The 23645-nt window shown below is 62.6% G+C and carries 26 protein-coding genes and 2 pseudogenes; 14 read left to right on the top strand and 14 right to left on the bottom strand.

Annotation, left to right across the window (positions count from 1 at the left end):
- Positions 1-93 precede the first annotated feature (93 nt).
- Genes GEV39_RS05540 through GEV39_RS05525 form a run of 4 tightly spaced genes read left to right on the top strand, consistent with a single transcriptional unit; the run spans position 94 to position 4750 of the window.
- Positions 94-2847 (top strand): response regulator, encoded by a 2754-nt coding sequence (locus tag GEV39_RS05540; RefSeq protein WP_173887816.1) that lies wholly within the window; start codon positions 94-96, stop codon positions 2845-2847.
- A 43-nt stretch (positions 2848-2890) separates the two neighbouring features.
- Positions 2891-3880, top strand: coding sequence for a 2-hydroxyacid dehydrogenase (locus GEV39_RS05535; protein WP_173887815.1), 990 nt, complete (start codon positions 2891-2893; stop codon positions 3878-3880).
- A gap of 31 nt (positions 3881-3911) precedes the next feature.
- Positions 3912-4349, top strand: a complete 438-nt coding sequence (locus GEV39_RS05530) for a hypothetical protein (RefSeq protein WP_173887814.1) — start codon at positions 3912-3914, stop codon at positions 4347-4349.
- Positions 4346-4750, top strand: a complete 405-nt coding sequence (locus tag GEV39_RS05525; RefSeq protein ID WP_173887813.1) for an META domain-containing protein — start codon at positions 4346-4348, stop codon at positions 4748-4750. Before GEV39_RS05530 ends, GEV39_RS05525 begins: the two co-directional genes overlap by 4 nt.
- Positions 4751-4854: 104 nt before the next feature.
- Here the strand turns inward: GEV39_RS05525 and GEV39_RS05520 are convergent, their stop codons facing one another.
- On the bottom strand, positions 4855-5319 hold the full coding sequence (locus GEV39_RS05520) for a TlpA disulfide reductase family protein (protein WP_009684283.1): 465 nt from the start codon (positions 5317-5319) through the stop codon (positions 4855-4857).
- Between the two features lie 85 nt (positions 5320-5404).
- Here GEV39_RS05520 and arsC point away from each other — a divergent pair, with 85 nt between their 5' ends.
- Genes arsC through GEV39_RS05505 form a run of 3 tightly spaced genes read left to right on the top strand, consistent with a single transcriptional unit; the run spans position 5405 to position 6766 of the window.
- Complete coding sequence (arsC, locus tag GEV39_RS05515; RefSeq protein WP_173887812.1) at positions 5405-5758, top strand: arsenate reductase (glutaredoxin); 354 nt, start codon at positions 5405-5407, stop codon at positions 5756-5758.
- Positions 5755-6360 carry an NAD(P)H:quinone oxidoreductase gene (gene wrbA / locus GEV39_RS05510; RefSeq protein WP_029887453.1) on the top strand — a complete coding sequence of 202 codons (606 nt, stop codon included), beginning with the start codon at positions 5755-5757 and terminating at the stop codon, positions 6358-6360. Before arsC ends, wrbA begins: the two co-directional genes overlap by 4 nt.
- Positions 6353-6766 carry a DUF2069 domain-containing protein gene (locus GEV39_RS05505; RefSeq protein WP_173887811.1) on the top strand — a complete coding sequence of 138 codons (414 nt, stop codon included), beginning with the start codon at positions 6353-6355 and terminating at the stop codon, positions 6764-6766. The genes wrbA and GEV39_RS05505 overlap by 8 nt, the downstream gene beginning before the upstream one ends.
- 131 nt (positions 6767-6897) lie before the next feature.
- Here the strand turns inward: GEV39_RS05505 and GEV39_RS05500 are convergent, their stop codons facing one another.
- Together GEV39_RS05500 and ttcA are read right to left on the bottom strand one after the other, a co-directional pair.
- Positions 6898-7569: a DNA-3-methyladenine glycosylase I gene (locus GEV39_RS05500; protein WP_173887810.1), complete on the bottom strand. Its 672-nt coding sequence runs from the start codon at positions 7567-7569 to the stop codon at positions 6898-6900.
- A gap of 4 nt (positions 7570-7573) precedes the next feature.
- Positions 7574-8398 carry a tRNA 2-thiocytidine(32) synthetase TtcA gene (ttcA, locus tag GEV39_RS05495; RefSeq protein WP_173887809.1) on the bottom strand — a complete coding sequence of 275 codons (825 nt, stop codon included), beginning with the start codon at positions 8396-8398 and terminating at the stop codon, positions 7574-7576.
- 259 nt (positions 8399-8657) lie between these two features.
- On the opposite strand from ttcA, the gene GEV39_RS05490 reads away from it, so the two are divergent.
- On the top strand, positions 8658-9257 hold the full coding sequence (locus GEV39_RS05490; RefSeq protein ID WP_173887808.1) for a Yip1 family protein: 600 nt from the start codon (positions 8658-8660) through the stop codon (positions 9255-9257).
- A 132-nt stretch (positions 9258-9389) separates the two neighbouring features.
- Positions 9390-9884, top strand: a complete 495-nt coding sequence (locus GEV39_RS05485) for a SprT family zinc-dependent metalloprotease (protein ID WP_173887807.1) — start codon at positions 9390-9392, stop codon at positions 9882-9884.
- Positions 9885-10106: 222 nt separating this feature from the next.
- Here GEV39_RS05485 and GEV39_RS05480 read toward each other — a convergent pair.
- The 3 genes and pseudogenes from GEV39_RS05480 to fpr form a co-directional block, all read right to left on the bottom strand.
- Positions 10107-10214, bottom strand: a pseudogene (locus GEV39_RS05480) (ferredoxin--NADP reductase); the annotation flags it as partial.
- 198 nt (positions 10215-10412) lie between these two features.
- Positions 10413-10520: pseudogene (locus GEV39_RS05475) on the bottom strand (ferredoxin--NADP reductase); the annotation flags it as partial.
- A 201-nt stretch (positions 10521-10721) separates the two neighbouring features.
- On the bottom strand, positions 10722-11501 hold the full coding sequence (fpr, locus tag GEV39_RS05470) for a ferredoxin-NADP reductase (RefSeq protein WP_046616646.1): 780 nt from the start codon (positions 11499-11501) through the stop codon (positions 10722-10724).
- Positions 11502-11621: 120 nt separating this feature from the next.
- Between fpr and finR the strand changes: the two genes are divergently transcribed.
- Positions 11622-12548, top strand: coding sequence for a LysR family transcriptional regulator FinR (gene finR / locus GEV39_RS05465; protein ID WP_054890399.1), 927 nt, complete (start codon positions 11622-11624; stop codon positions 12546-12548).
- Here the strand turns inward: finR and GEV39_RS05460 are convergent.
- The 3 genes from GEV39_RS05460 to GEV39_RS05450 form a co-directional block, all read right to left on the bottom strand.
- Entirely contained in the window at positions 12545-12910 is a 366-nt protein-coding gene (locus tag GEV39_RS05460; RefSeq protein WP_009686040.1) for a diacylglycerol kinase, read from the bottom strand. The two genes, finR and GEV39_RS05460, sit on opposite strands and share 4 nt — an antisense overlap.
- Positions 12911-12982: 72 nt before the next feature.
- Positions 12983-13633 (bottom strand): response regulator transcription factor ErdR, encoded by a 651-nt coding sequence (gene erdR, locus GEV39_RS05455; protein ID WP_009686041.1) that lies wholly within the window; start codon positions 13631-13633, stop codon positions 12983-12985.
- 177 nt (positions 13634-13810) lie between these two features.
- The gene (locus GEV39_RS05450) at positions 13811-14521 is read right to left on the bottom strand and encodes a tRNA-uridine aminocarboxypropyltransferase (protein ID WP_009686042.1); all 711 of its coding nucleotides are present in this window, start codon (positions 14519-14521) and stop codon (positions 13811-13813) included.
- A 187-nt stretch (positions 14522-14708) separates the two neighbouring features.
- Here GEV39_RS05450 and GEV39_RS05445 point away from each other — a divergent pair, with 187 nt between their 5' ends.
- The gene (locus tag GEV39_RS05445; protein WP_173887806.1) at positions 14709-15128 is read left to right on the top strand and encodes a quorum-sensing-regulated virulence factor family protein; all 420 of its coding nucleotides are present in this window, start codon (positions 14709-14711) and stop codon (positions 15126-15128) included.
- Positions 15129-15142: 14 nt separating this feature from the next.
- Here GEV39_RS05445 and GEV39_RS05440 read toward each other — a convergent pair whose 3' ends face one another.
- Positions 15143-15352 carry a hypothetical protein gene (locus GEV39_RS05440; RefSeq protein ID WP_173887805.1) on the bottom strand — a complete coding sequence of 70 codons (210 nt, stop codon included), beginning with the start codon at positions 15350-15352 and terminating at the stop codon, positions 15143-15145.
- A 161-nt stretch (positions 15353-15513) separates the two neighbouring features.
- On the opposite strand from GEV39_RS05440, the gene GEV39_RS05435 reads away from it, so the two are divergent.
- Positions 15514-16632, top strand: a complete 1119-nt coding sequence (locus GEV39_RS05435; protein WP_173887804.1) for an LOG family protein — start codon at positions 15514-15516, stop codon at positions 16630-16632.
- Positions 16633-16728: 96 nt separating this feature from the next.
- On the opposite strand, the gene recX is transcribed toward GEV39_RS05435, so the two are convergent.
- The 3 genes from recX to GEV39_RS05420 all read right to left on the bottom strand — a co-directional run bounded on the left by recX (position 16729) and on the right by GEV39_RS05420 (position 18873).
- Positions 16729-17199, bottom strand: a complete 471-nt coding sequence (gene recX / locus GEV39_RS05430; RefSeq protein ID WP_009686046.1) for a recombination regulator RecX — start codon at positions 17197-17199, stop codon at positions 16729-16731.
- 21 nt (positions 17200-17220) lie between these two features.
- Positions 17221-18288, bottom strand: a complete 1068-nt coding sequence (gene recA, locus GEV39_RS05425) for a recombinase RecA (RefSeq protein ID WP_009686047.1) — start codon at positions 18286-18288, stop codon at positions 17221-17223.
- Between the two features lie 72 nt (positions 18289-18360).
- Complete coding sequence (locus GEV39_RS05420; protein ID WP_173887803.1) at positions 18361-18873, bottom strand: CinA family protein; 513 nt, start codon at positions 18871-18873, stop codon at positions 18361-18363.
- A 186-nt stretch (positions 18874-19059) separates the two neighbouring features.
- Between GEV39_RS05420 and mutS the strand changes: the two genes are divergently transcribed.
- Entirely contained in the window at positions 19060-21633 is a 2574-nt protein-coding gene (mutS, locus tag GEV39_RS05415; RefSeq protein WP_173887802.1) for a DNA mismatch repair protein MutS, read from the top strand.
- A 140-nt stretch (positions 21634-21773) separates the two neighbouring features.
- Positions 21774-22097: a ferredoxin FdxA gene (gene fdxA, locus GEV39_RS05410; RefSeq protein WP_173887801.1), complete on the top strand. Its 324-nt coding sequence runs from the start codon at positions 21774-21776 to the stop codon at positions 22095-22097.
- Positions 22098-22624: 527 nt separating this feature from the next.
- On the opposite strand, the gene rpoS is transcribed toward fdxA, so the two are convergent.
- Positions 22625-23632: an RNA polymerase sigma factor RpoS gene (gene rpoS / locus GEV39_RS05405; RefSeq protein WP_009686059.1), complete on the bottom strand. Its 1008-nt coding sequence runs from the start codon at positions 23630-23632 to the stop codon at positions 22625-22627.
- Between the last annotated feature and the right edge of the window lie 13 nt (positions 23633-23645).

Here is a 23645-nt window from a genome sequence, read left to right as displayed (position 1 = left end):
GACTAAACAGGTGCAATGGCGTGGCAGGCGGAGTAACGTCGCGCCTTAGCCGTCACCAACTGACGGTGGCCAGGCACATCACAGGAGGCGCGTGTGCTCGATCGTTTGGGAATCCGCAGCCGGGTCCTGCTGCTGGCACTGTTACCGGCAGGCCTGATGGCGCTGGTGCTGGGCAGTTATTTCACCTGGCTGCAACAAAACGACCTGCGCACCCAGCTGCTGCAGCGCGGCAAGATGATCGCCGAACAGTTGGCGCCGCTGGCCGCCCCGGCCATGGCCCGGCTGGCGCCTGCACAGCTGGAGCGCATTGCCGCGCAAACCCTGGAGCAGAGCGACGTGCGCTCGGTTGCCTTCCTGGCGCCGGACCGCACACGCCTGGCCCATGCCGGGCCGAGCATGCTCAACCAGCCACCCAGCGGCGGCACCGGCACCCAGTTGCTGCAGCGCAGCGGCAATGACGCCACCCGCTACCTGATGCCCGTGTTCGGCCACCACCGGGACCTGGCCACCGATGCCGTGCCCGCCGAGGCCGAACGGCTGCTGGGCTGGGTCGAGATCGAGCTGTCCCACGATGGCACCCTGCTGCGCGGCTACCGCAACCTGTTCACCAGCCTGCTTTTGATCCTCGCCTGCCTGGTGCTCAGCGGCCTGCTGGCATTGCGCATGGGCCGCTCGATCAACGACCCCATCGAACGTATCAAGCATGCGGTCAACCAGCTCAAGGACGGCCACCTCGAAGAGCGCCTGCCGACCATGGGCAGCCATGAGCTGGACGAACTGGCACGCGGCATCAACCGCATGGCCGAAACCCTGCACAACGCTCATGAAGAATTGCAGCACAGCATCGACCAGGCCACCGAAGACGTGCGCCAGAACCTGGAAACCATCGAAATCCAGAACATCGAACTGGACATGGCGCGCAAGGAGGCACTGGAGGCCAGCCGCATCAAGTCGGAGTTCCTGGCCAACATGAGCCATGAGATCCGAACCCCGCTCAACGGCATCCTCGGCTTTACCCATTTGCTGCAGAAAAGCGAGATGACCCCGCGCCAGCTGGACTACCTGAGCACCATCGAAAAGTCTGCCGACAACTTGCTGGGCATCATCAACGAAATTCTCGACTTCTCCAAGATCGAGGCCGGCAAGCTGGTGCTGGACAGCATCCCGTTCAACCTGCGCGACCTGATCCAGGACACCCTGACCATTCTGGCACCGGCCGCCCATGCCAAGCAGCTGGAACTGCTCAGCCTGATCTACCGCGACACGCCAACGTCGTTGGTCGGTGACCCGCTGCGGCTCAAGCAGATCCTCACCAACCTGGTCAGCAACGCCATCAAGTTCACCCGCGAAGGCACCATTGTCGTACGCGCCATGCTCGACGATGAGCATGAAGATCATGCTCAGCTGCGCATCAGCGTGCAGGACACCGGCATCGGCCTGTCACCGCAGGACGTGCGCACGCTGTTCCAGGCTTTCAGCCAGGCCGATAACTCGCTGGCCCGGCAACCAGGTGGTACCGGCCTGGGCCTGGTGATTTCCAAGCGCCTGATCGAGCAGATGGGTGGCGAAATCGGCGTCGACAGCACCCCGGGCGAGGGCTCGCAGTTCTGGATCAGCCTGAACCTGCCCAAGGCGCACGACGATATCGAAGAGCTGCCGCTGCAAGCGTTGCTGGGCCGCCGTGCCGCCATCGTCGATAACCATGAACTGGCCCGGCAAGCTTTGGAGCACCAGCTGGAAGACTGTGGCCTGAGTGTCAGCCTGTTCGCCTCCTACGACCAATTGCTGCAAGCCGTGCAGGCCGCCAGCCAGGCCGGGCAGCCATTCGAGCTGGCTGTGCTGGGCGCCAACCTGGGCAACCTGTCGCCAGAACAACTGGGCCGCTACCATCAACAGCTCGAACGCTACCATTGCCAGTGCGTGGTGCTGTGCCCGACCACCGAGCAGGCGCTGTACCACCCCTTCCTGCCCAATGGCCATGGCCAGTTGCTGTCCAAGCCTACCTGCACGCGCAAATTGCGCCGGCTGCTGCTGGAGTTGGTCCAACCCCGCCGCCTGCTGGGCGAGGTGAAGAGCAGCAACGGCCCGCGGCGGCCGAAAATCCTGTGTGTCGACGACAACCCTGCCAATCTGCTGCTGGTGCAGACGCTGCTCGAGGACCTGGGTGCCGAAGTGCTGGCCGTCGACAATGGCTATGCGGCACTGCAGGCCGTGCAGCAGGAACCCTTCGACCTGGTGCTGATGGACGTGCAGATGCCCGGCATGGACGGCCGCGCCTGTACCGAACAGATTCGCCGCTGGGAAAACACCCAAAGTGGCAACCCATTGCCGATCGTCGCCCTCACCGCCCATGCCATGGCCAACGAGAAACGCGCACTGCTGCACGGCGGTATGGATGACTACCTGACCAAGCCGATCAGTGAACGGCAACTGGCACAGGTGGTGATGAAATGGACCGGTCTCAGCTTGGGCACACCGCAGCAGGCGCCGACTGAACCCACCGCCAACGGTGATGAACTCAAGGTGCTCGACCCGCAGGAAGGCCTGCGCCTGGCAGCCGGGAAAGCGGACCTTGCCGCCGATATGCTGAACATGCTGCTGGCCTCGCTGGAGGCCGACCGCGAAGCCATCCACGCCGCGCGCCTGGCCAATGACCATGAGGGCCTGATCGAACAGGTACACCGCCTGAACGGGGCTTCACGCTATTGCGGCGTGCCGCAGTTGCGCGCGGCGTGCCAGCGCACTGAAACCTTGCTCAAGCAGGAAAGCCCGCAGGCCCACCAGGCACTGGATGAACTGGATGCGGCGATCAGCCGCCTGGCCGTCCAGGCGCGGTCGAGCGCTTGAGCTCACTGCCAACCCGGACATGCCCGACAAAGGAACCCTGACCATGCGCGCGCTATTGTTCAGCAGCCAGCACTACGACCAGGAAAGCTTCACCCGAGCCGCCAGCGGTACCCCACTGGACCTGCATTTCCAGCCTGCCCGCCTGAGTCTCGACACCGCAGCGCTGGCCGACGGCTACGAGATTGTCTGCGCCTTCATCAATGATGAACTGGACGCCCCGGTACTGCAGCGCCTGGCCGCCGGCGGCACGCGCCTGATCGCCCTGCGTTCGGCCGGCTACAACCACGTCGACCTGGCTGCTGCGCAACGCTTGGGCCTGGCCGTGGTGCGTGTACCGGCCTACTCACCGCACGCGGTCGCCGAACACGCCGTGGCGCTGATCCTGGCGCTAAACCGGCGCCTGCACCGGGCCTACAACCGTACCCGTGAAGGGGACTTCACCCTGCATGGCCTGACCGGCTTCGACCTGCATGGTAAAACGGTCGGGGTCGTGGGTACCGGCCAGATCGGCGCAGCCTTCGCCCGCATAATGGCCGGTTTCGGCTGCCAGTTACTGGCCTACGACCCCTACCCCAACCCGGAACTGCTGGCCCTCGGCGCGCGCTACCTGCCACTGCCCGAATTGCTACGCGAAGCGCGCATCATCAGCCTGCACTGCCCGTTGACCGAACATACCCGGCACCTGATCAACGCCCGGAGCCTGGCCGAAGTCCAGCATGGCGCCATGCTGATCAACACCGGCCGCGGCGCACTGGTCGATACCCCGGCACTGATCGACGCGCTGAAAAGCGGCCAGCTCGGCTACCTGGGGCTGGATGTCTATGAAGAAGAAGCCCAGCTGTTCTTCGAGGACCGCTCCGACCTGCCGCTGCAAGACGATGTGCTGGCACGCCTGCTGACCTTTCCCAATGTCATCATCACCGCGCATCAGGCGTTCCTGACCCGGGAGGCGCTGGCTGCGATCGCCAGTACCACGCTGGACAACATCAACTGCTGGGCGGCAGGCAATCCACAGAATCTGGTCATGGGTTAATGCTAGGATACGCGGCATTTCTGGAGGACCCATGGTCGAGCACGATTTCCGCTATACCCTTTTCAACCCGCAACACACCCTGATCGAGTGCCGCGCCCTGGTGCCAGGCCGCTATCAGGTCACTGGCAACGGCGGTTCGATGCACAAAGGCGATACCCTGCTGGTGACCCTCAAAGGCAGCAAGGACCTGGCCATGCGCCTGACCGTGGAGAGCGTGCGCCACCTGATCAACCCGCGCGGCCAGTGGGTTGCCGTGGCCACTGGCCCGGTGTTCAACGCGCTGGAAATCCTCAACTGGAAGGTTGAGTGCGACCACTGTGACGCCGCCCTGGACTTCGAGTTCGCCGTAGACGCCAAGCTGGGCAAGCAAGCCCGCCAGCCTGCAGCCAGCGCTCGTATCGCCGAGCTGGACTGGGCCAGCCGTGGCGACAAGCATGTGTGCCCACGTTGCCAGGAGAGCGCCGAGTGAAGAATCTGCTGACCGGCGCGCTGATTGCCACCGGCCTGCTCGGCTGCGCTGCGCAACCTTCAAAGTTGCAGCAGGAGCGCAGCTATGTGCTGGAGTGGATTGGTGAGCGCCCGTTGATCGACTACAGCCACCTGACCCTGACCTTGGCCAGTGATGGCCGTGCCTATGGCAATGCCGGCTGCAACCACTGGTTTGCGCCCTACACGCTGGACGGCGAGCACCTGAGTTTCGGCAAGGTCGGCAAAACCCGCAAGCTATGTGCGCCGGCGCTGATGGAGCAGGAAAAACGCTTCCTGCAGGCGCTGGAAACGGTGCAGCGCTGGGATGTATCACCCATCGAGCAACTGCGCTTCTGGCCGGCCGAGGGTAAGCCGCTGCGCTTCTGGGCTGAAGAAGGCTGAGCGCAGCTGCAAGCTGCAAGCTTCAAGCTTCAAGCTTCAAGCTTCAAGAAAAAGCAGATCCTAGCACCGGCCTGCTTTTCTTTTAGCTTGTAGCTTGCAGCTTGTCACCCCTGCTTCAGGGCCTTGATCCTGGCCTGCAGCCCTTCGAGGGTCTGTTCGCCCAGCAACTGCTCACGCACCTTGCCCTTGTCATCGATGATGTACGTTACCGGCAACGCCTCGCTGCGCGGCAGGTCATAGCGCTCGGCCGGGTCCTGGGCCAGTACGGTGAACCCGATGCCCAGGGTTTCGGCGGCCTGCTTCAGGTCCTGGCCCTGCAGGCCATCGAAATTCACCCCCACCACCTTGATGCCCTCGGCCGCCCACTGCTTGGCCGCGGTATTGAGTTCCGGGATTTCGGTACGGCACGGCCCGCACCATTCCGCCCAGTAATTGAGCACCAGCCAGTGCCCGTCGATCTGTTCGGCCTTAACCGTATTGCCGTGCTGGTCTACGCCATAATCGGCACCGCAACCACCGAGCATCAGGCTCGCGGTGATGGCCAGTACTGCTGCCAGACGCCTTGCCATGGGTCAATCCTTCTCGAGTTTTAAAGCAAACTGGTCAGTCGCTGCGGTTAGAATAGCCGCCACAACCAGCTGGATGCGACCCCACATGACTGACCTCACGCTCTATCATAACCCGCGCTGCTCAAAATCCCGCGGCGCGCTGGAACTGCTCGAAGCCCGTGGCCTGGCCCCGGTCATCGTGCGCTACCTCGAGACCCCGCCAGACGCCGCCACCCTCAAGGCCTTGCTCGGCAAGCTGGGCCTGGCCCCTCGGCAGCTGCTGCGCACGGGTGAGGATGAATACAAGGCATTGAACCTGGCCGACCCTGCACTGACCGACGCACAGCTGATCGAGGCCATGGTCCAGCACCCCAAGCTGATCGAGCGGCCGATCCTGGTAGCCGGTGACAAGGCGGTGGTCGGTCGCCCACCGGAAAAAGTGCTGGAGATTCTGCCGTGAGCCAACCCTACATCCTGGTGCTTTACTACAGCCGCCATGGTGCCACCAGCGAAATGGCCAGGCACATCGCCCGCGGCATCGAGCTGGCCGGCATGGAAGCGCGCCTGCGCACGGTGCCGGCGATTTCCACCGAATGCGAAGCTGTGGCCCCGGACATTCCGGCCAGCGGCGCGCTGTACGCCACCCTCGACGACCTGCGCCACTGCGCCGGCCTGGTGCTGGGTAGCCCGACCCGCTTCGGCAACATGGCGGCGCCGCTCAAGTACTTCCTCGATGGCACCAGCAGTCTGTGGCTGGGCGGTGAACTGGTCGGCAAGCCCGCCGGTGTGTTCACCTCTACCGCCAGCCTGCACGGTGGCCAGGAAACCACGCTGCTGTCGATGATGCTGCCGCTGATGCACCACGGCATGCTGGTAATGGGCCTGCCCTACAGCGAATCGGCACTGCTGGAAACCCGCGGTGGTGGCACCCCTTATGGCGCCAGCCACCATGCCGGGGCAGACGGCAAGCGTGAACTCGACCCGCACGAGATCGCCCTGTGCCGCGCCCTTGGCCAACGCCTGGCGAGCACCGCCAAGGCCCTGGAGGCCGCGCGTGGCTAAGAAGCCCAAGGTGTTGCCGCCGCTGGCTTGGCTGGCACCGCGCTTGCGCCTGACGCGGGCGCTTAGCCTGGCGTTTTTCTTTGGCCTTATTGCCCTGCTGGTGGTGAACAACCTGTGGTTCGCCAACCTGCATGGGGCTCGGGTCGAGGTGATCCTGGCGATCGAACTGGTGCCGCTGCTATTGCTGCTGCCGGGCATGCTGCTGGGCAGCGCCCGGGCGCATGCCTGGACCTGCTTCGTGGTGAATATCTACTTCATCAAGGGCGTGCTGGCAGCCTTCGACCCGGCGCGGGCGGTGTTTGGCTGGGGTGAAGTGCTGGTCAGCTTGGGGCTGTTCATTGCCGGGCTGCTGTATGTGCGCTGGAAGTTCCAGCATGAACGGCGCATGGCGGGCGAAGGCAGTTGAGTCAAGGGGCTGCCTTGCAGCCCAATCGCCGGCAAGCCAGCTCCCACCTCGACCGCATCAGCCTCAAGCCCTGTGCAAACCTGTGGGAGCTGGCTTGCCGGCGATTGGGCCGCACAGCGGCCCCGGCGATCTCAATGGTTGACGGTATGCGCCAGCATCACCGACAACTGGCACAGCGGCCGCCCGCTTTCGGCATGCCACTGGTTGAACACCTGCTGCACCAGCGCCAGGTCGCGCTGGCTGGTCGGCTGCTTGTCGATCACCTTCTGGGCAATCAGCGCCGCCGCCACGTCCTCGGTCGGGACAAAGGTGTCTTTGCCAACCATGCGCAAGAACCGTGGCGCCGACAAACCGCCGAGCTGGTTGCCATGCTTGGCCAGGTACTTCCACAGCCCGACAATGTCGGTCACCGGCCAGTCGGCAACGAACGCACCAAAACTGCCATGCACCTTGGCAATGTCCAGCACCATCTGTGCGTTGCGCGGCACGCTCTTGAGTTTGCCCAGGTGGCGGATGATGCGCTGATCCTGCATCAGCCGCTCCAGGTGTTCGGCGCCCATCAACACCACTTTTTCCGGGTCGAAGCCGAAAAACACCTGCTCGAAGGCTGGCCACTTGGCATCCACCAGGCTGTGCTTGAGGCCAGCGCGAAATACCCGCAGGGCCAAGGTCGACAGGTAGCGGTCGTCGCTGATGTGGCGCAGTTGCGCTGGCATGCGCGGCTGCGGCAGAAAGGCTTCCAGCGCCTGGGCAGAGCCGAAGCGGTTCAGGCAGTATTCATGCAGCCACTGATAATCGCGCATAGGCCTAGATGTTCACCACGTCCAGGAAGCGCGGCGCCGCGTTTTCGTCGATCTTCAGGCTGGTGAAGTCGAACAGGTTGCGGTCGGCCAACTGCGACGGCGCCACGTTCTGCAATGCACGGAAAATGCTCTCGGTACGGCCCGGGTGCTTGCGCTCCCACTCCACCAGCATGTCCTTGACCACCTGGCGCTGCAGGTTTTCCTGCGAGCCGCACAGGTTGCACGGGATGATCGGGAATGCCTTCATGTCCGAATAGGCCTGGATATCCTTCTCGCTGCAGTAGGCCAACGGGCGGATCACCACGTTGCGGCCATCGTCGGCACGCAGCTTCGGCGGCATACCCTTGAGCGCGCCGTTGAAGAACATATTGAGGAAGAAGGTTTCGACGATATCGTCGCGGTGGTGCCCCAGCGCCATCTTGGTCGCACCGATTTCGTCGGCGAAGGTGTACAGCGTGCCACGGCGCAGGCGCGAGCACAGCGAGCAGGTGGTCTTGCCCTCGGGCACCAGCTCCTTGACCACCGAGTAGGTGTCCTTCTCGACGATGTGGTACTCGACCCCCAGCTCCTTCAGGTACGCCGGCAGCACGTGCTCGGGGAACCCTGGTTGCTTCTGGTCCATGTTCACCGCAACGATCTCGAAGGTGATCGGCGCCACCTTCTGCAGGTGCAACAGAACATCGAGCATGGTGTAGCTGTCCTTGCCGCCGGACAGGCAGACCATGACCTTGTCGCCATCCTCGATCATGTTGTAGTCGGTGATGGCTTCGCCGGCGAGACGACGCAGGCGTTTTTGCAGTTTGTTCTGGTTGACCGAGAGGGTGCCCATAGCGCTTGAATCCGCGAGGTGTGACAAAAGGCGGCTATTTTACGCACAAACGCGCGCGTGCTGTAGGCATTCCGACAAAGACTTCAATGTAATCAACAGGGCGGGCGACAGCGCAATTTGCTCTAAAAAGCGCGGTTTGTGCGGGTAACCGCTTCCTATACTGCGACATAAGGCCACATTACCGCTTGCTTCGGTGTTCGGCCTAGGGCCGCTTGCGCTCCATTTGGGGGCGTTTGGCAACATTGAGAGGAGTGACGGCATGATTCATCACGTTGTGGGGCTGTTTACCCATCCCGACCAGGAATGGCGGGAAATCCGTGGCGAAGAAGAATCCATCAGCCACATGTACCTGACGCACACCCTGATCCTCGCGGCGATTCCCGCAGTGTCCGCATTCATCGGCACCACCCAGGTCGGCTGGGTGATCGGCGACCGGCCGGCTGTGATGCTGACCATGGAAAGTGCCCTGTGGATGAGCATCATGTCCTACCTGGCGATGCTGGCCGGGGTAGCGGTAATGGGCGCGTTCATCCACTGGATGGCCCGCACCTACGATGCCAACCCATCCATGGCCCAGTGCATAGCGTTCGCCACCTATACCGCCACCCCATTGTTCATCGGCGGCCTGGCGGCGCTGTACCCGCACTTGTGGCTGGGCATGCTGATCGGCACTGCGGCGGTCTGTTACACGGTGTACCTGCTGTACGTCGGCTTGCCGACCTTCATGAACATACCCTCCGACGAAGGCTTCCTGTTCTCCAGCTCGGTGCTGGCGGTGGGCCTGGTAGTGCTGGTGGCGATCATGGCCGCCACGGTGATCATCTGGGGACTGGGCGTGGGACCCGTCTACACCAACTAGAACAGACTCGACCAACACCGGGGCATCAACCAGGGGCCGCCGCAAGGCGGCCCTTGGCTGAGCGCTGACCGGTGGCTCGGCACATGGCCCGAGGTTGCGGCATAATGATCGGGTCAGGAGAACCACCCCGCCATGCCCGAGCTGCTCAAGCAACGCGTCGAAACCTGTTACCAGCAAGCCGAAACCTTCTTCAAACGCCGGTTCCCGCGCCCGGAAGTCAGCTTCAAGCTGCGCGGGCAAAAAGCCGGCGTTGCCCACCTGCACGAGAACCTGCTGCGTTTCAACCTGCAGTTGTACCGTGAAAACCAAGAAGACTTCCTGCGCCAGACGGTCGCGCACGAAGTGGCGCACCTGGTGGCCCACCAATTGTTCGGTGACCGCATTCAGGCCCATGGCGAGGAATGGCAACTGATCATGCGCGGCGTGTACGAACTGCCGCCAAACCGCTGCCACAACTACGAGGTGCAACGGCGGGTGGTGACTCGTTACATCTACCGCTGCCCTTGCCCGCAGAGTGACTTCCCGTTTACCGCCCAACGGCACAAGCTGGTGCGCCAGGGCCGCCGTTACCTGTGCAAGCGTTGCCGGGAGATTCTGGTGTACAGCGGCGAGACCCGGGTTGAATAGGCCGCAACAGCCAATGGATAAATGCCTGTCAGTTAAGTAATTTGGGGCCGCTTTGCGACCCTTCGCGGGCACGCCCGCTCCTACAGGGGATCGCGCTTTTCTTGCGTTCAGCGCCAAACCCGTGGGAGCGGGCGTGCCCGCGAAGGGCTGCAAAGCAGCCCCAGTAACGCTTAACTGACAGGCATTAACCCGAAGGTCGCCTTCTTCGTACCTACCTGCGCCTTATTTCTCGACGAAGGCACGCTCGATCAAGTAGTCGCCCGGCTCGCGCATCCGCGGGGAGATCTTCAGGCCGAAGCTGTCCAGCACTTCGCTGGTCTCGTCGATAATGCCTGCCAGTTAAGTAATTTGGGGCCGCTTTGCGACCCTTCGCGGGCACGCCCGCTCCTACAGGGGATCGCGCTTTTCTTGCGTTCAGCGCCAAACCTGTGGGAGCGGGCGTGCCCGCGAAGGGCTGCAAAGCAGCCCCAGTAACGCTTAACTGACAGGCATTAACCCGAGGGTCGCCTTTTTCGTACTGCCTGCGCCTTATTTCTCGACGAAGGCACGCTCGATCAAGTAGTCGCCCGGCTCGCGCATCCGCGGGGAGATCTTCAGGCCGAAGCTGTCCAGCACTTCGCTGGTCTCGTCGATAATGCCTGCCAGTTAAGTAATTTGGGGCCGCTTTGCGACCCTTCGCGGGCACGCCCGCTCCTACAGGCAGGGGATCGCGTTTTTCTTGCGTTCAGCGCCAAACCTGTGGGAGCGGGCGTGCCCGCGAAGGGCTGCAAAGCAGCCCCAGTAACGCTTAACTGCAGGCATTAACCCGAGGGTCGCCTTCTTCGTACTGCCTGCGCCTTATTTCTCGACGAAGGCACGCTCGATCAAGTAGTCGCCCGGCTCGCGCATGCGCGGGGAGATCTTCAGGCCGAAGCTGTCCAGCACTTCGCTGGTCTCGTCGAGCATGCTCGGGCTACCGCAGATCATCGCACGGTCGTCCTGCGGGTTGATCGGCGGCAGGCCGATGTCGCTGAACAGCTTGCCGCTGCGCATCAGGTCGGTCAGGCGGCCCTGGTTCTCGAACGGCTCGCGAGTCACGGTCGGGTAGTAGATCAGCTTGTCGCGCACCGCCTCACCGAAGAACTCGTTCTGTGGCAGGTGCTCGGTGATGAATTCGCGGTAGGCCACTTCGTTCACGTAACGCACGCCGTGCACCAAGATCACTTTTTCGAAGCGCTCGTAGGTTTCCGGGTCCTGGATGACGCTCATGAACGGCGCCAGGCCAGTGCCGGTGCTCAGCAGGTACAGGTGCTTGCCTGGGTTCAGGTCGTCCAGTACCAGCGTGCCGGTCGGCTTCTTGCTGATGATGATCTCGTCGCCTTCCTTCAGGTGCTGCAACTGCGAAGTCAGCGGGCCGTCCGGCACCTTGATGCTGAAGAACTCCAGGTGCTCTTCCCAGTTCGGCGAGGCGATGGAGTAGGCACGCATGAGCGGGCGGCCGCTTTCCTGCTGCAGGCCGATCATCACGAACTGACCGTTCTCGAAGCGCAGGCCCGGGTCGCGGGTGCACTTGAAGCTGAACAGGGTGTCGTTCCAGTGGTGCACACTGAGGACACGTTCGTGGTTCATGTTGCTCATCGATGGGGCTCCTGAAGAAAAACGCAGCGCGTGCAGCACGCACAGTTGCGCGATAGTTTAGGGGCAGCGACAATATCTGTTAACTGGATTATCAAGATATGTGTTATCGGTTATATCGATATGCGATTTACACTTCGTCAACTGCAAGTCTTCGTCGCGGTAGCCCAGCACCAGAGCGTCTCTCGAGCCGCTAGCCTGCTGGCCTTGTCGCAATCGGCCGCCAGCACCTCCATCACCGAACTGGAGCGGCAATCGAGTTGCCAACTGTTCGACCGCGCCGGCAAACGCCTGGCCCTCAACGCCCTCGGCCACCAGTTGTTGCCGCAGGCGGTCGCGCTGCTCGACCAGGCCAAGGAAATCGAAGACCTGCTCAATGGCAAGTCCGGTTTCGGCTCACTGGCGGTCGGCGCCACGCTCACCATTGGCAACTACCTGGCCACCCTGTTGATCGGCAGCTACATGCAGACCCACCCTGAGAGCCAGGTGAAGCTGCATGTCCAGAACACCGTGCATATCGTGCAGCAGGTCGCTCATTACGAAATTGATCTAGGTCTGATCGAAGGTGACTGCAACCACCCCGACCTGGAGGTCCAACCTTGGGTGGAGGACGAACTGGTGGTGTTCTGCGCGCCCCAGCACCCGCTGGCCAAGCTGGGCCGAGCCGATATCGACAGCCTGTCGCAGGAAGCGTGGATCCTGCGCGAACAAGGCTCGGGGACACGCCTGACCTTCGACCAGGCCATGCGCCATCACCGCGCCAACCTCAACATCCGCCTGGAACTGGAGCACACCGAGGCGATCAAGCGTGCAGTGGAATCGGGGTTGGGTATCGGCTGCATTTCACGCCTGGCGCTGCGGGACGCCTTTCGCCGTGGCAGCCTGGTACCGGTGGAAACCCCGGAGCTGGACCTGATGCGCCAGTTCTACTTCATCTGGCACAAGCAGAAGTACCAGACCTCGGCCATGCGCGAATTTCTGGAGCTCTGCCGCAACTTCACCGCGGGCTTCACCCGCAGCGACGAAATCGTGTTGCCGCCGATCGCTTAAAGCAGGATCACCCCCCACACCAGCGCCACCATGCTCAGCGCCACCAGCTGTGCGGCGCTGCCCATGTCCTTGGCGTTTTTCGACAGCGGGTGGCGCTCCAGCGAAATGCGATCGATAGCGGCCTCGATCGCAGAATTGAACAGCTCGACAATCAACCCCAGCAGGCACACGGCGATCATGATCGCCCGCTCTGCACGGCTGACCGGCAGCCAGAACGCCACCGGGATCAGCAGCACGTTGAGCAGCACCAGTTGGCGGAATGCTGCCTCGCCCTTGAAGGCCGCGCGCAGGCCGTCCAGCGAATAGCCAGCGGCGTTGAAGATACGTTTGAGGCCGGTCTGGCCCTTGAATGGCGATGTCATGTGAGTCATTTCACAACAGAAGGCCGGCAGGCTAGACCGGCTCAGGTCAAAAAAGCGTGAAGCCGCACGCCGTCAGTGGCTGGCAACTGATTCAAGTTGTTGCAACAGCAGCGCAGCCTGGGTGCGGGTGCGCACCCCCAGTTTACGGAAAATCGCCGTGACGTGGGCTTTGATAGTGGCTTCCGAGACATTCAGCTCATAGGCAATCTGCTTGTTCAGCAAGCCTTCGCAGACCATGGTCAGTACCCGGAACTGCTGCGGCGTGAGGCTCGCCAGGCCTTCGCTGGCAGCCTTGGCCTCGGCCGACACATCGACCTTCTCGAACGCCTGCGGCGGCCACCAGACTTCGCCGTCGAGCACTTTGCGCACCGCATCCTGGATCACTTCCAGCGGGCTGGACTTGGGAATGAAGCCGCTGGCGCCAAACTCGCGGGACTTGACCACCACGGCGGCCTCCTCCTGCGCCGAAACCATCACCACGGGAATTTGCGGGTATTGCCCGCGCAGCAGCACCAGCCCGGAAAAACCGTAGGCGCCCGGCATGTTCAGGTCGAGGAGCACGAGGTCCCAGTCGGCTTTTTCGCTCAACCGCACCTCCAACTCGGCAATGCTCGCGACCTCGACCAGGCGAACGTCCGGGCCAAGGCCGAGGGTAACGGCCTGGCGCAGGGCGCCGCGAAACAGCGGGTGGTCATCGGCAATCAGGATTTCGTAAGTGGCCATCGATCTAAGGATCCTGTTCTGTCCCGGGCACTGGGGGTAGGCAAGTGCCCGACGGGGAATCGGCGCCAAGCATGCCGAGCACGGTCAAGGGTGGTCAAGCCAACCGCCTTGCCGCCTCGCCCACCCTGGCCGCCAGCCCCGTCATTATGAACCAAAGCCGGGTGAGTGCCCCTTGGACTATAGGAAGGTATGCAAACGCTGATGGGTCTCGTCCTGCTCGTCCAGCGGCAGTCGCCGCTTGCCACTGAGGTAATGCAGGCTGAATACATCCAGGTAGGCATCCAGTGCTTGCGACGCCAGGCTATCGCCGGCCAGCTCCAGGCACATGGCTGCAACTTCTGCGGTGCAGAAGTGATCATCGCGCTTGGAGCGGCGCAGGCGGTAGCGTGACATCTGTTCCGCCTGCAGGCTCAGCACCGGGAACCGGTCCAGGTAGGGGCTTTTGCGAAACATCTTGCGCGCCTCGGTCCAGGTGGCATCCAGCAGAATGAACAGCGGGCGCTTGCCCGGCTCACGCACCACCTCGCTGACCACCCGCTGCGGGGCGACGAACTCACCCGGGAAAACGATGTAGGGCTGCCAGTGCGGGTCGTCGAGCAGGGCCAGCAGGCGCTCGTCAACCGAGGTGCGCAGCCAGCCGAACGCCGAGGTATCTTCGATCAGGTCGGCAATCAGCCAGCCGGTATTGGTGGGTTTTAGTGGCTCGGTGTCATGCATCAGCAGGCACATGCCGGCGTCGGCCTGCACGCGGGGCTTCCAGGCGCACAGGCAATGGCTGGCAATGACCCGGCAATCCGGGCAACGCTCGGCCCGCGACCCTCGGGCAATGAAAGGCTTGTTGCTGCGGGCCAGGCGCTCGGCACGCAGGCGCGCTACCGCATGGCTCATGCCGGCAGGCCTATGGAAAGATGGGAAATGGGCACAAGGATGGCTCTGGGAAAACAAGGGCGCCAGTTTACCAGAATCCTTATAATCAGGCTTTTCCCGTGCCCCGGGCTGCCGCCGGCCAAGGGGTTCACGGAACGCCGTCGACACGCGCATGTCAAAGCGCCAGTCATCGAACCAGGAGATACTCATGCTGCGCCTTATTGCCCCCGCCCTGAGCATGTTGCTCGCCCTGCCCCTGGCAGCCCAGGCGGCTTCCAAACAGGACTACGACCTGAACAAGATGCTGGAAAAGGTCGCCAAAGAGAGCAGCGTCGGCACCCCACGTGCCATCAATGAAGACATCCTCGACCAGGGTTACACCGTGGAAGGCAAGGCACTGGTCAATCACCTCAGCGTGCGCCAGAGCCACGCCGAGCGCATGCAGGCCAACCCTGCGCAGGTGCGCAGCCAATTGGGCGACAGCGTGTGCCGCAACAATGGCTTCCGCAACCTGATGTCCAAGGGCGCGGTGATGGTTTACCGGTTCACCGTCTACAAAACCAACCAGCCGATCATGGACCAGGCTTTCGACAATGCCAGCTGCGTTGCCGGCAACAAGAAGAAGTAAGCACCGCGCCCAGGCTAAACCTGCCTTTGCTCCCGTGCGCGCCAGTGCCCCTCGGCAGCTTCGGCGCGCATCTCGGCCAATAGCGCCTGCACGTAGCGCGACTGGCATTCCAGGCCCGCGAGCCGGCGCTGGCACTCGGCCTCCAGGCTCAGGTGATGAACCTGGGCGGCACGTTCCAGTTGCTGGTAGAGCTGCAGGTCCACTTCGATGACCAAGCGATGCATACCGCCACCTCCCGCATCGATACGTTTCGCTTTACCAGTTAACCAGACCCCTGCCGCCATTGGCCACGTGCCGACGGGTGGCGCTGGCAATCCCACCGGCACGATCGGCCGCCAGGGTCTAGATTGAGGTCTAGAGGTATTGGTGCAGAAGGAGACGTTGCATGCCTTACCAATCGAACGAATCGCTGTTCAGCCATTTCCAGGACAACCATATCGACTTGAGCCACATCGACGCCCAATTGCAACTGGTTGCACCCAACAGCCCGAACCTGCCGCTGTACCGCGACATGATGCTGACCATCCTGCGCATGGCCCACGATGACAGTGACCGCTGGAGCGCCAAGATCACCCTGCAGGCCTTGCGCGAACTGGACCACTCGTTCCGCACCCTGCAGCGCTACAAGGGCCGCCGCAAGGTGACCGTGTTCGGCTCGGCGCGTACGCCGCTGGAACACCCGATGTATGCACTGGCCCGTGAACTGGGCGCTACCCTGGCTCGCTCGGACCTGATGGTCATCACCGGGGCGGGGGGCGGCATCATGGCCGCAGCCCACGAAGGTGCCGGCAGCGCCCACAGCCTGGGCTTCAACATCACCCTGCCTTTCGAACAACATGCCAACCCTACGGTGGACGGCACCGACAAGCTGCTGCCTTTCCACTTCTTCTTCATCCGCAAACTGTTCTTCGTCAAGGAGGCCGATGCCCTGGTGCTGTGCCCGGGCGGCTTCGGCACCCTCGATGAGGCGCTGGAAGTGCTGACCCTTATCCAGACCGGCAAAAGCCCCCTGGTCCCCGTGGTTTTGCTGGACTCACCGGGCGGCAGCTTCTGGCACGACTGCCTGGGCTTCATCAGCCGGCAGTTGGAGGACAACCATTACATTCTGCCGAGCGACCTGAAGCTGGTGCGCCTGGTGCACAGCGCCGAGGAGGCGGTGGAGGAAATCAACCAGTTCTACCGCAACTATCACTCCAGCCGCTGGTTGAACAGCCAGTTCGTGATCCGCATGCATCACGCCTTGAGCGAGGCGGCGCTGTCTGACATCGAGGAAGGTTTTGCTGACCTGCGCCTGAGCGGCAAGTACCACCAGCAAGCAGACAGCAGCGCCGAACATGAGTTGGGGGACTACAGCCACCTGACCCGCTTGTCGTTCGCCTTCAATGGCCGAAACCAAGGGCGCCTGCGTGAACTGGTGGACTTTATCAACCTGCCGGAGAACTGGGCCAAGCCACAGCCCATGCATACCACGCAGCGGGCCAGGGAGGCGTTGAAGGCCAGTTGATCAGGCACTGTGGGGCAGCGCGCTGGAGAGTACCGGCGTTGCCGATGTTCGCGGCTGAGACCGCTGCTACGGGGATTGTTGCGAGGTCTGCGGCGGCTAGTAATCGTCGAGGTCTCGCCCGCTGAGCAAGCGGCCGATCATGTCCATGGTGAAGCCTCGATAGGCGAGAAAGCGGGTTTGCTGGGCGCGGCTGCGGGGGTCCTGCGGGCGTTGCCCGGCGAACTTGCGCTGCCATACATCCCGCATACGTTCGGCCCAATCCACGCCGCTTTCACGCAGCGCTTGCTCAATGTCGGCGCGCAGCAAACCACGCTGCCCCAGCTCTTCACGAATACGTGCTGGGCCATAGCCAGAACCGGAACGGTAACGAATGAAGCTCTCGAGGTAACGGGCCTCACTCAGCAGCCCCTCTTCGGTGAGCCGGTCGAGCTCTGGCTCGATCAGCTCATCGGAGGCACCGCGCTGACGCAACTTGCGCGTCAGCTCGACGCGACCATGCTCACGTCGCGCAAGCAGGTCCATGGCTGTCCGCCGAATGGCGACGGGGGTGTCGAGTACGGCGGACATGTTCAGCTATAAACCACGCGATCAATAACCGGCTTCAGCGTCGGCCATGTCGTCGGCACCCGCCTCGACAGCGGCAGCTTTACCGGCCGCGGCTACAGCGCCAGCGTTCAGCAGCTTCTCACGGATCTGCCTCTCGATCTCGGTTCCGATAGCCGGGTTTTCCGCCAGGTACTTGGCCGCGTTGGCTTTACCTTGGCCGATCTTGTTGCCCTGGTAGGCATACCAGGCACCGGACTTCTCGACCAGGCCTTGGGCAACGCCCAGATCGATGATCTCACCGTTACGGTAGATACCCTTGCCGTAGAGAATCTGGAACTCGGCCTGACGGAACGGAGGCGAGACCTTGTTCTTGACGATCTTGACGCGGGTTTCGCTGCCGACCACCTCGTCGCCTTCCTTGACAGCGCCGGTGCGGCGGATGTCCAGACGCACAGAGGCGTAGAACTTCAGGGCGTTACCACCGGTGGTGGTTTCCGGGCTACCGAACATGACGCCGATCTTCATGCGGATCTGGTTGATGAAGATGACCAGGCAGTTGGCGTTCTTGATGTTACCGGTGATCTTGCGCAGCGCCTGGGACATCAGGCGAGCCTGCAGGCCCACGTGCATGTCGCCCATTTCGCCTTCGATCTCGGCCTTGGGTACCAGCGCGGCCACCGAGTCGACGATGATCACGTCGACTGCGTTGGAACGCACCAGCATGTCGGTGATTTCCAGGGCCTGCTCACCCGTGTCTGGCTGCGAGACCAGCAGGTCGTCGACATTGACGCCCAGCTTGCCGGCATATTCAGGGTCGAGTGCGTGCTCAGCGTCGACGAAGGCGCAGGTGGCGCCATTCTTCTGGGCTTCGGCGATGACCGACAGGGTCAGCGTGGTCTTACCCGATGATTCCGGACCGTAGATTTCGACGATACGGCCCTTGGGCAGACCACCAATGCCCAAGGCAATGTCCAGGCCCAGAGAGCCGGTAGAGATGGCCGGGATAGCCTGGCGCTCGTGGTCGCCCATGCGCATTACCGCGCCTTTACCGAATTGACGTTCGATCTGACCCAGGGCCGCAGCCAAGGCGCGCTTCTTGTTGTCGTCCATTGAAATCCTCACGTGTTCGACGGGCCCTGATGGCCGCAATACCTGTATAAGTAGCCAGTATTATTCCACAGGCTAGCGCTGGCGCAAACCCCTGTCTTTGATTTCCTCGGCAGTAAGCTGTAACAAGCCGTCTAACGCGGCGCTCACCGTCTGTCGCCGCACCGCCTCGCGGTCGCCGTCGAACCGCCGCCGCTGGCTGCTCACCCGACTGCCGTCGCCCCAGGCCAGCCATACGGTACCCACGGGTTTGGCCGGCGAGCCGCCATCGGGCCCCGCCACTCCGCTTACCGCCACGGCAAAGCGCGCGCCGCTGGCCGCCTGGGCGCCGCGGACCATGGCCTCGACCACCTCCTGGCTGACCGCCCCCACCTGCCCGAACAACGCTTCGGGCACCCCCAGCAGACGGGTTTTCTGGGCATTGGAGTACGTCACGTAACCGGCCTCGAACCAGGCGGAGCTACCGGGGATGCGTGTGATGGCTTGTGCAATGCCGCCGCCCGTGCAGGACTCGGCAGTGGTCACTTGGGCATCCAAACGGCGCAGATGTTCACCCAAACGGGCGGCAAGCAGGGTGATCGGGTCCATGTCGGGCTCCTCCAGGGCGGCCCTTTACCCTACCACCCTGCCGGCATCCTCGCTCAGGAAACCTGCAGCACCGCAGCGGCCTGCAGGGGCTGCCGGCCACTGTTCGGTGCGTGCCTGCATCTCGCGAAAAAAGCCTGTACCATTGCCGGTTTACCGCCAACCAGATCACCCGCTGTAAGGCCCTGAATGTCTGATCTCTCCGCACACACCCCGATGATGCAACAGTACTGGAAGCTGAAGAATCAGCACCCGGACCAGTTGATGTTCTACCGCATGGGCGACTTCTACGAGATCTTCTACGAAGATGCGAAGAAAGCCGCCAAACTGCTGGACATCACGCTGACCGCGCGCGGTCAGTCGGCCGGCCAGTCCATCCCCATGTGCGGGATTCCGTTCCATTCGCTGGAAGGTTACCTGGCCAAGCTGGTCAAACTGGGCGAATCGGTGGTGATCTGCGAGCAGATCGGCGACCCGGCGACCAGCAAGGGCCCGGTCGAGCGCCAGGTGGTGCGCATCATCACCCCCGGCACGGTCAGCGATGAAGCCCTGCTCGACGAACGCCGCGACAACCTGATTGCCGCGCTGCTCGGTGACGAGCGCTTGTTCGGCCTGGCTGTATTGGACATCACCAGCGGTAACTTCAGCGTGCAGGAGATCAAGGGCTGGGAAAACCTGCTGGCCGAACTCGAGCGCCTGAACCCGGTCGAGCTGCTGATCCCCGACGACTGGCCACGCGACCTGCCCGCCGAGAAGCGCCCGGGCGCGCGGCGCCGTGCACCGTGGGACTTCGACCGCGACTCAGCGCGCAAAGCCTTGTGCCAGCAGTTCGCAACCAAGGACCTGAAAGGCTTCGGCTGCGACAAGCTGACCCTGGCCATCGGTGCCGCTGGCTGCCTGCTGACCTACGCCAAGGAAACCCAGCGCACGGCGCTGCCGCACCTGCGCAGCCTGCGCCATGAGCGCCTGGACGATACGGTCATCCTCGACGGCGCCAGCCGGCGCAACCTGGAACTGGACATCAACCTGGCCGGCGGGCGCGACAATACCCTGCAATCGGTGGTCGACCGTTGCCAGACGGCCATGGCCAGCCGCCTGCTGAGCCGCTGGCTGAACCGCCCGCTGCGCGACCTCAAGGTGCTCCAGGCACGCCAGGACTCGATTCGCTGCCTGCTCGACGGCTACCGTTTCGAAAAGCTGCAGCCACAGCTGAAAGAAATTGGCGACATCGAGCGCATCCTGGCGCGTATCGGCCTGCGTAACGCCCGCCCGCGCGACCTGGCCCGGCTGCGCGACGCCCTGGGCGCGCTGCCCGAGCTGCAGAACGCCATGACCGAGCTCGAAGCGCCGCACCTGGCACGCCTGGCTGCGATCACCGGTACCTACCCCGAGCTGGCCAGCCTGCTGGAACGGGCGATCATCGACAACCCTCCGGCGGTCATCCGCGATGGCGGCGTGCTCAAGGCCGGTTATGACAACGAACTGGACGACCTGCTGGCCATCAGCGAAAACGCCGGGCAGTTCCTGATCGACCTCGAAGCCCGCGAAAAGGCGCGCACCGGCCTGGCCAACCTGAAGGTCGGCTACAACCGGGTACACGGCTACTTCATCGAGCTGCCGACCAAGCAGGCCGAACAGGCCCCCGGCGACTACATTCGTCGCCAGACCCTCAAAGGTGCCGAACGCTTCATCACGCCGGAACTGAAGGCCTTCGAGGACAAGGCATTGTCGGCCAAGAGCCGCGCCCTGGCCCGCGAGAAGATGCTCTACGACGCCCTGCTGGAAACCCTGATCAGCCACCTGGCGCCGCTGCAGGACAGCGCTGCCGCCCTGGCCGAGCTGGACGTACTCAGCAACCTGGCCGAGCGCGCGCTGAACCTCGACCTGAACTGCCCACGCTTTGTCGACGAGCCTTGCCTGCGGATCGAACAAGGCCGTCACCCAGTCGTCGAGCAGGTCCTGACCACGCCGTTCGTAGCTAACGACCTGGGCCTGGACAACAACACGCGCATGCTGATCATCACCGGCCCGAACATGGGCGGTAAGTCCACCTACATGCGCCAGACCGCCTTGATCGTGCTGCTGGCCCACATCGGTAGTTTCGTGCCGGCCGCCAGCTGCGAGCTGTCGCTGGTCGACCGCATCTTCACCCGTATCGGCTCCAGTGACGACCTGGCCGGCGGGCGCTCGACTTTCATGGTCGAGATGAGCGAAACCGCCAACATCCTGCACAATGCCACTGACCGCAGCCTGGTGCTGATGGACGAAGTGGGCCGGGGCACCAGCACCTTCGACGGCCTGTCGCTGGCCTGGGCCGCCGCCGAGCGGCTGGCCCAGCTGCGCGCCTACACGCTGTTCGCCACCCACTATTTCGAGCTCACCGTGCTGCCGGAAAGCGAGCCACTGGTGGCCAACGTGCACCTGAACGCCACCGAGCATAACGAACGCATCGTGTTCCTGCACCACGTCCTGCCTGGGCCTGCCAGCCAGAGCTACGGCCTGGCGGTAGCACAACTGGCGGGCGTGCCGGCCGTGGTGATCCAACGTGCCCGCGAACACCTTGGCCGGCTGGAAACCACCAGCCTGCCCCATGAGCAGCCCGTGGCCCAAAAGGCCAAGGACGCGCCGCAGGTGCCGCACCAGAGCGACCTGTTCGCCAGCCTGCCACACCCGGCCATCGAAAAGCTGGGCAAACTGCAGTTGGACGACATGACCCCGCGTCAAGCTATCGAAATGCTATATCAACTAAAGAACCTGTTATAACGGCGCCCATTACAAGCTGGTAGAATCCGCCGCGGTTTGCTGGTGCTGCAGGTTACTAGCCTGGCCTGCAGCCATATGCCCGTAAACCGCGCGGCCCCGAGAGGAAGGGCCGCCGCCGTCGCCTGAGGAGAGAACTAAAAATGACCTTCGTTGTCACCGACAACTGCATCAAATGCAAATACACCGACTGCGTGGAAGTCTGTCCGGTGGACTGCTTCTACGAAGGCCCGAACTTCCTGGTTATCCACCCGGACGAGTGCATCGACTGCGCCCTGTGCGAGCCGGAATGCCCAGCGCAAGCGATTTTCTCGGAAGACGAAGTGCCTGCGGGCATGGAGAACTTCATCGAGCTGAACGCCGAGTTGGCGGAAATCTGGCCGAACATTACCGAGCGTAAGGAGGCCCTGCCAGACGCCGAAGAGTGGGATGGCAAGACTGGCAAGATTGCCGACCTGGAGCGCTGATAGCGCTGAAATGCAAAAAGGCCCTACGGGGCCTTTTCTGTTTTGGTGCCGGGCAAAAACTGCGGACAAAAAAAGGGGCGGTTTGACCCGCCCACATTTTTTTCCGTAGTCCCTGCTTGTCCCAAACATCATCCTGATGAAATCGCGTCTTGCGATGTCCTTGGCCTTCATCCTGAAAGCCTGTGCATGTCCCTGTGCACAGTTCGAATACTAGCGGGTTCAGCGGCGCGGGCAAGCGCCGGAGTTTGCCGGATATTGCCGGGGAAACATTTACTCACCTGCAGATAAGCCTTGTTTTTCAATGCGTTATGAAAAACCAGTCTCTGAAAACGACTTTGATTTACTGTCGCTCGCTAGAATGGCTTACAGCACGAGTAAGCAAAGGCTTACAGCAGGTGTTAGCAGGGTAGCGCATTACATATTCGACAGGTTTTTTGCCGGGCAGTTCTGGGGGGCTTTTGCCGTGCTTCAACCCACAAACAAAAACGCCCCGACGGTATCGGGGCGTTCGTGAGCGACTGCCTTGGCTACTGGAACAAAGACTCGCTCGACAAGCCGTTCTTCTCCAGGATCTCGCGCAGGCGCTTAAGGCCTTCTACCTGAATCTGCCGCACCCGTTCGCGGGTCAGGCCAATCTCCAGCCCAACATCCTCCAAGGTGCTGCTTTCGTGCCCACGCAGCCCGAAGCGGCGTACCACCACCTCACGCTGCTTGTCGGTCAACTCGCCCAGCCACTGGTCGATGCTCTGCGACAGGTCGTCATCCTGCAGCAGTTCGCACGGGTCAGTGGGACGGTCGTCGGTCAAGGTATCGAGCAGCGTCTTGTCTGAATCCGGGCCGAGCGAAACGTCCACCGACGACACCCGCTCGTTCAGGCCGAGCATGCGCTTGACCTCGGCAACGGGCTTTTCCAGCAAGGTGGCGATTTCTTCCGGCGAGGGTTCGTGGTCGAGCTTCTGCGTCAACTCGCGCGCAGCGCGCAGGTAGACGTTGAGCTCCTTGACCACGTGGATCGGCAGGCGGATGGTACGGGTCTGGTTCATGATAGCCCGTTCGATGGTCTGGCGAATCCACCAGGTCGCATAGGTCGAGAAACGGAAACCGCGCTCCGGGTCGAACTTCTCCACCGCACGGATCAGGCCCAGATTGCCTTCCTCGATCAGGTCGAGCAACGACAGGCCACGGTTGACGTAACGACGGGCAATTTTCACAACCAGGCGAAGGTTGCTTTCAATCATGCGCTTGCGGCCGGCAGGATCACCTTTTTGCGACAGACGCGCAAAATGGACTTCCTCTTCCGGCGACAGCAGTGGCGAGAAACCGATCTCGTTGAGGTACAGCTGGGTGGCGTCTAGCGCCCGGGTGTAATCGATATACTTGTGTTGCTTGAGCGAAGAGCCCGACTTGGCCCTCGTCCGAACCGAAGATACAGCAGGTTCGTCTGACACCACATCCGTTTCCAAAACGATACCCGTCTCCATCAGGAGGACGTCATCGTCGATGTCAAACTCCGGCACTTCTTTACTGAGAGCCATTGTTATAGTCCTT

Origin of the sequence: Pseudomonas sp. NY5710 (assembly GCF_013305665.1) — a bacterium.
Lineage (GTDB): Bacteria > Pseudomonadota > Gammaproteobacteria > Pseudomonadales > Pseudomonadaceae > Aquipseudomonas > Aquipseudomonas juntendi.
The sequence above is the reverse complement of the archived record's forward strand: the minus strand, read 5'-3'. Positions and strand labels throughout refer to the sequence as shown.

Bases quoted from the DNA above. Each gene is read 5' to 3' on its own strand.
- arsC (WP_173887812.1), top strand. From the start codon at position 5,405: ATGACTGACCTCACGCTCTATCATAACCCGCGCTGCTCAAAATCCCGC.
- GEV39_RS05535 (WP_173887815.1), top strand. From the start codon at position 2,891: ATGCGCGCGCTATTGTTCAGCAGCCAGCACTACGACCAGGAAAGCTTC.
- GEV39_RS05500 (WP_173887810.1), bottom strand. From the start codon at position 7,569: ATGCGCGATTATCAGTGGCTGCATGAATACTGCCTGAACCGCTTCGGC.
- fdxA (WP_173887801.1), top strand. From the start codon at position 21,774: ATGACCTTCGTTGTCACCGACAACTGCATCAAATGCAAATACACCGAC.
- finR (WP_054890399.1), top strand. From the start codon at position 11,622: ATGCGATTTACACTTCGTCAACTGCAAGTCTTCGTCGCGGTAGCCCAG.
- ttcA (WP_173887809.1), bottom strand. From the start codon at position 8,398: ATGGGCACCCTCTCGGTCAACCAGAACAAACTGCAAAAACGCCTGCGT.
- GEV39_RS05435 (WP_173887804.1), top strand. From the start codon at position 15,514: ATGCCTTACCAATCGAACGAATCGCTGTTCAGCCATTTCCAGGACAAC.
- GEV39_RS05445 (WP_173887806.1), top strand. From the start codon at position 14,709: ATGCTGCGCCTTATTGCCCCCGCCCTGAGCATGTTGCTCGCCCTGCCC.
- mutS (WP_173887802.1), top strand. From the start codon at position 19,060: ATGTCTGATCTCTCCGCACACACCCCGATGATGCAACAGTACTGGAAG.
- GEV39_RS05460 (WP_009686040.1), bottom strand. From the start codon at position 12,910: ATGACATCGCCATTCAAGGGCCAGACCGGCCTCAAACGTATCTTCAAC.
- GEV39_RS05420 (WP_173887803.1), bottom strand. From the start codon at position 18,873: ATGGACCCGATCACCCTGCTTGCCGCCCGTTTGGGTGAACATCTGCGC.
- GEV39_RS05450 (WP_009686042.1), bottom strand. From the start codon at position 14,521: ATGAGCCATGCGGTAGCGCGCCTGCGTGCCGAGCGCCTGGCCCGCAGC.
- fpr (WP_046616646.1), bottom strand. From the start codon at position 11,501: ATGAGCAACATGAACCACGAACGTGTCCTCAGTGTGCACCACTGGAAC.
- GEV39_RS05490 (WP_173887808.1), top strand. From the start codon at position 8,658: ATGATTCATCACGTTGTGGGGCTGTTTACCCATCCCGACCAGGAATGG.
- GEV39_RS05520 (WP_009684283.1), bottom strand. From the start codon at position 5,319: ATGGCAAGGCGTCTGGCAGCAGTACTGGCCATCACCGCGAGCCTGATG.
- recA (WP_009686047.1), bottom strand. From the start codon at position 18,288: ATGGACGACAACAAGAAGCGCGCCTTGGCTGCGGCCCTGGGTCAGATC.
- GEV39_RS05485 (WP_173887807.1), top strand. From the start codon at position 9,390: ATGCCCGAGCTGCTCAAGCAACGCGTCGAAACCTGTTACCAGCAAGCC.
- GEV39_RS05530 (WP_173887814.1), top strand. From the start codon at position 3,912: ATGGTCGAGCACGATTTCCGCTATACCCTTTTCAACCCGCAACACACC.
- rpoS (WP_009686059.1), bottom strand. From the start codon at position 23,632: ATGGCTCTCAGTAAAGAAGTGCCGGAGTTTGACATCGACGATGACGTC.
- recX (WP_009686046.1), bottom strand. From the start codon at position 17,199: ATGTCCGCCGTACTCGACACCCCCGTCGCCATTCGGCGGACAGCCATG.
- erdR (WP_009686041.1), bottom strand. From the start codon at position 13,633: ATGGCCACTTACGAAATCCTGATTGCCGATGACCACCCGCTGTTTCGC.
- GEV39_RS05440 (WP_173887805.1), bottom strand. From the start codon at position 15,352: ATGCATCGCTTGGTCATCGAAGTGGACCTGCAGCTCTACCAGCAACTG.